Source organism: Mycoplasma testudineum (assembly GCF_002245785.1).
Classification (GTDB): domain Bacteria; phylum Bacillota_I; class Bacilli_A; order Mycoplasmatales; family Metamycoplasmataceae; genus Mycoplasmopsis_B; species Mycoplasmopsis_B testudinea.
Genome location: NZ_NNCE01000018.1, coordinates 1 through 1,724, shown reverse-complemented (window position 1 = coordinate 1,724; position 1,724 = coordinate 1). Strand labels below are relative to the sequence as shown.

The 1,724-nt window shown below is 28.5% G+C and carries 2 protein-coding genes; one reads left to right on the top strand and one right to left on the bottom strand.

Translation table 4 applies throughout. The annotated features are described in order from the left end of the window. Positions 1 to 95 precede the first annotated feature (95 nt). On the top strand, positions 96 to 1,016 hold the full coding sequence (locus CG473_RS04105) for a site-specific integrase (RefSeq protein ID WP_094255043.1): 921 nt from the start codon (positions 96 to 98) through the stop codon (positions 1,014 to 1,016). Here the strand turns inward: CG473_RS04105 and CG473_RS04100 are convergent. Next, on the bottom strand, positions 1,008 to 1,724 hold a 717-nt coding region (locus tag CG473_RS04100), incomplete at its 5' end, for a restriction endonuclease subunit S (RefSeq protein ID WP_211276227.1). The two genes, CG473_RS04105 and CG473_RS04100, sit on opposite strands and share 9 nt — an antisense overlap.

Here is a 1,724-nt window from a genome sequence, read left to right as displayed (position 1 = left end):
TTTTTCAAAGAACAAGTAAAAATAGGTCAATTATTGGAAAAGTTCGATTCTCTAATTACCCTTTATCAGCGTAAGTACAAATAAAGGAGGAAGAAATGATAAGAAAAAGAAGCAAATTATTTATAGATTATTATGAAAACTGAATAAAAATGTACAAAGAAGGAGCAATAAGAAAAGTAACCTTAAATAAATATTATTTGGCTCTAAAATGAGTTAAAAAAATTGCCCCAAACCTTAAAACATCCGAGATAACTAGAAGCGTTTATCAACAATTGCTAAATGATTATGCAGAACATCACGAAAAACAAACAACAATGGATTTTCACCATCAATTAAAAGGGTCAATATTAGATGCAGTTGATGATGGGTTAATATCAAATGATCCAACTAGAAAAGTAATAATAAAGGGTAGGAAACCAAGAGAAAAAAGAATTAAATATTTAAATCAATTCCAATTGCAAACACTTTTATCTCACTTAAATTTATTAAATGAAATAAATTCCGATTGACTAATTTTAGTTATAGCTAAAACTGGTATGAGATTTTCTGAAGCTCTTGGTTTAACGCCTAAAGATTTTGATTATCAAAACCAAACAATTTCAATCAATAAAACATGAGATTATAAAGGTGAAGGTGGTTTTCAAGAAACGAAAAACAAATCATCTATGAGGAAAATTCAGATAGATTGAAAAACTGTTACTCAATTCGTTGGACTACTTAAAGATAAAGACATAAATGAACCTATATTTGTTAAAGATAAAACATATAATTCTACTATTAATCAAATTTTATATCGACATTGTAAGAAATTAAACATTCCACAAATTTCTATTCACGGTTTAAGACATACGCATGCTTCTCTATTACTATTTTCAGGAGTATCAATTGCAAGTGTTGCAAGAAGATTGGGGCATGCAAGCATGACAACAACACAAAAAACATACTTACATATAATTCATGAATTAGAAAATAAAGATATAGATCAAGTTATGAGATTGCTTTCTGGATTAAATTAGCAATTTGTACTTACGCTGATGAAGGGTAATTAGAGAATCGAATGTTTCTAAGAGATTTGAAATACTATTTTGTTCAGATTGTGAAGGAACATCAATTACATAATTAGAATATTCTTTAGAGTTAACTGCTCTCTGTGCCGATCTTTGTGAAGTAATTTCGATCATATTTTTGTATTGATCTGTTAGTGTATTTTGAAAAATAAATTCTGGATTGTAATTTTTTAAAAATTTTACTCTAAGCAAATTACCGGTGTAATACACTTTATCTCCAATATTTTTGTGAATATAAGTTCTCCCAACACTACCATTTCCAGTAGATGCAAACAAAACATCACCATAGTCTAATAAATATTCATCTGCATTATTCAGGTTATAGTTTGGCGATGTGAGTTGGTTACTTTTAAATAATCTAGTATTAACATCAATTTCAGTTATTCTTAGGAATTTGTTTATTCCATCATATTCTTTAGTAGTTGCCGGAAGCCCGTATTTCAAATTTATTGCCATTTCTCCGAGTTTACGCCGTTCTCAAGCGTTAGCAAATCCTTTAAACCTGATTTTAGGTACAATTTCACCATTATTTGGAAACATTTTGCTTAACAAACTCTTTTTAATGCTTACAAGTTTTTCATACTTACGCTGATAAAGGGTAATTAGAGAATCGAACTTTTCCAATAATTGACCTATTTTTACTTGTTCTTTGAAAAA